Source organism: Streptomyces sp. C (assembly GCF_000158895.1).
GTDB classification, from domain to species: Bacteria; Actinomycetota; Actinomycetes; order Streptomycetales; family Streptomycetaceae; genus Streptomyces; species Streptomyces racemochromogenes.
This window is the reverse complement of sequence record NZ_GG657750.1, coordinates 1188940-1192012: the sequence shown is the minus strand read 5'-3', so window position 1 is coordinate 1192012 and position 3073 is coordinate 1188940. Positions and strand designations below refer to the sequence as shown.

General features: G+C 77.7%; 2 protein-coding genes. Both read left to right on the top strand.

The features are described 5' to 3' along the window. Nucleotides 1–1780: TOMM precursor leader peptide-binding protein (locus SSNG_RS05175; protein WP_128636870.1), on the top strand; the 1780-nt coding region annotated here is incomplete at its 5' end. Nucleotides 1781–1833: 53 nt separating this feature from the next. Beyond that, the coding region (locus tag SSNG_RS05170) for a thiopeptide-type bacteriocin biosynthesis protein (RefSeq protein ID WP_042800563.1) at nucleotides 1834–3073 on the top strand (1240 nt) is incomplete at its 3' end.

Below are 3073 nucleotides of genomic sequence, written 5' to 3'. Positions count from 1 at the left end.
CCGGCACGCGCTGGCCCACCCCGTGGCCCTGGTGCCCGTACGCTTCGACGGGCCGCTCGCGGTGGTCGGGCCGCTGCTCGCACCCGGTGCGCCGGCCTGCCTGTGCTGCGCCGAGTACCAGCGCCTGGCCACGGCCGGCGGACGCGTGCCCCGGCAGAGCCCGGGGCTGGCGCTGGCCGGCGTACCGTCCCCGGCCCTGGCCGAGTCCCTCGCCGCCCTCGTACGCGACCTCCTGGACGGCCACGCCCGGCCCGAGCCCGCCCAGGACCCGCCGACGGCCGCCGTCCACCTGCTCCACCAGGGACGCGGCACCTGGTCCGGCCACCGGATCCGCCCGGTCGGCGGCTGCGCCGTCTGCCACCCGCTGCCCGCCGACTCCGCCGCCCCGGCGGCCCCGCTGCCCGCGGCGCCCCGCCCGCTGCCCGACCCGTACCTGCTGCGCGCCCCCAACCCCCGCACCACCGCGGCCGGTTTGCGCGCGGCCCTGTACGACGAGCGGTTCGGACCCGTCCGCGGCCTGTTCCGCACGGAGGACTCCGCCTTCTGCCTGACCAGCGCCCTCGTCACCGACGACCGGGGCGTCGACGACGGCGGCTACGGCCGGGCCGGGGACTTCGCCGACAGCGAGCGGATCGCCCTCTTCGAGGCCGTCGAGCGGTACGCCGGGATGCGCCCCACCGGCCGCCGCTCCGACCTGCGGGCCTCCTTCGCCGAACTCGGCCCCGAGCGCGCCCTGGACCCCGAACGCCTCGGCCTGCCCGACCCCGCCCACCACGGCCACCCGGCCTCGCCCACCGTCCCCTACACGCCCGGCCTGGAACTGGACTGGGTCCGGGGCTGGTCGCTCACCCGGCGCCGGGAGATCGCCGTCCCCGAGCACGTGGCGTACTGGGACCCGCCCGGCGAGGGCCGCCCGCGCGTCGTGTACGAGTCCTCCAACGGCTGCGGCCTCGGCAACAGCCCCGAGGAGGCCGCGCTCTACGGCCTGTTCGAGGTCGCCGAGCGCGACGCCTTCCTGATGGCCTGGTACGCCGCCACCCCGCTGCGCCGCGTCCAGCCGCCGCCCGAGGACACCGACACGGCCCTGCTCGCCGACCGGGCCGCCCTGGCCGGCTACCGGCTCCTGCTGCTCGACGCGACGAACGACTTCGGGATCCCGGCAGTCGTCGCCGTCTGCCGCTACGAGGGCCCCCACCCCGACGCCCCGCGGATGTTCCTCGCCGCCGGCGCCCACCACGACCCGCGCACGGCGATCCGCTCCGCGGTGGCCGAGGCCGTCACCAACGTGCTGGAGTCCGCGCAGCGCGCCCTCGCCGAGGACCGCCCGCGCGATCCCGAACGGCTGCGTCCGATGCTGGACCGCCCCGAGCTGGTGGTCGCCCTCGACGACCACGTCGGGCTGGGCGCCCTGCCCGAGGCGGCGCCGAGGCTGGAGTTCCTCTTCGCCGACACCCCCTGCCTGACCGTCGCCGAGACCTGGCCGGGAGCGCCCGAGCCGGTCACCGACCTCTCCGCCCTGCTCACCGCGACGGTGGACCGGCTGGCGGCGGTCGGCCTGGAGGTGGTCACCGTCGACCAGACCGAGCCGGGACTGCGCCGGCGCCTCGGCCTGCACTGCGTGAAGACCGTCGTGCCCGGATCGCTGCCGATGACCTTCGGGCACGTCAACCGCCGCACCCGGGGCCTGCCCCGGCTGCTGGAGGTGCCCCACCGGCTGGGCCGCACGGACCGGCCGCTGCGCCACGAGGACCTCGCCCTCCACCCGCACCCCTTCCCCTGACAGCCATCCCCCCGCCCCTGCCGAAGAACCGAACGAGGACCGGACGTGACGCCGTGACGACCCCCGACACCTGGCACAGCCACCACCTCTACCTGCACTGCGCCACCGAGGACACGGACGCGTTCCTGGTCCACGGGGCGGCCCCGTTCCTCGACGGCCTCGTCGCCGCGGGGGAGGCCGCCGGATGGTTCTTCATCCGCTACGGCGAGGGCGGACCCCACGTACGCCTCCGGGTCCGCGGCCTGAGCTCCGCTGCCGCCGCCGCGCTCCCCGGCGAACTGGCCCGCGCGGCGAAGGCGGTGCCCGCGGTGCCCGGCCCCTGGCCGTCCCGCCACGGCGAGGTCCGTGCCGTGCCCTACGAACCGGAGACCGGGCGCTACGGCGGCCCGCGGGCCCTGCCCGTCGCCGAGGAGGTCTTCGAGGCCTCCACCCGCGCGGCCCTCGACACCCTGCGCACCCTGCCCGCCGACGGCGGAACGGGAGCCCGGCTGACCGCAGCCGCCGACCTGGCGCACACGACGGTCCACGCGCTCGGCACCGACCCGCTCACCGCGGCGCGATGGCTGCGCGGGCACGCCGCCGGCTGGCGATGGGTCACCGAGGTGCCGCTGCTGCCCGGCGCGTCCGTCCACACCCGGGTCAACACCGTGTACGCGGCGCAGCGCACGGGCCTCGGGCGGCGGGCCGGGCAACTGCGCGGGCGGCTCGGCGCGGGCACCGCGGAGCCCCGGCTCCTGCGGTGGGCGGCCGCGGTATCCGGGGCCGACGAACGGCTGCGGGACCTGGGGGAGGAGCTGCGGGCCTGGGTGTGGGGCTCCCAGCTCCACATGCTGTTCAACCGGCTCGGGATCACCCCCGACGAGGAGCGGGCGGTCTGCCGGCTGGCCGCCCGCACCCTGCTGGAGACCGAGGAGGCACCCGACTACTTCCCCGAGGGCCACACCGCCGCCGACCTCCGCTACCTGGAGAAGAGCAAGTTCCAGATCGGCCGGGGCGAGGACAGCGAACTGCGCGACCTCCCGGAGGGCGCGGAGCGGGCCTGGGCGGACCGGGCGCGGGCCGCGGGGCCCGAACTGGCCCTGACCGCCGCCCCGCTGCCCGACGTGCCGCTGTCCGCCGTGCTGGCGGCCCGCACCTCGACGCGCGGCCGGCTCCGCGGACAGCTGGACGCCGCGACGCTGGGCTCGCTGCTGTGGCACTCCCTGTCCGAGAGCGCCCGCAGCGAGCAGCCGGACCCGGACGGCGGCCCGCCCTTCACCCGGTCCCACCGTCCCTACCCGAGCGCGGGCGCCC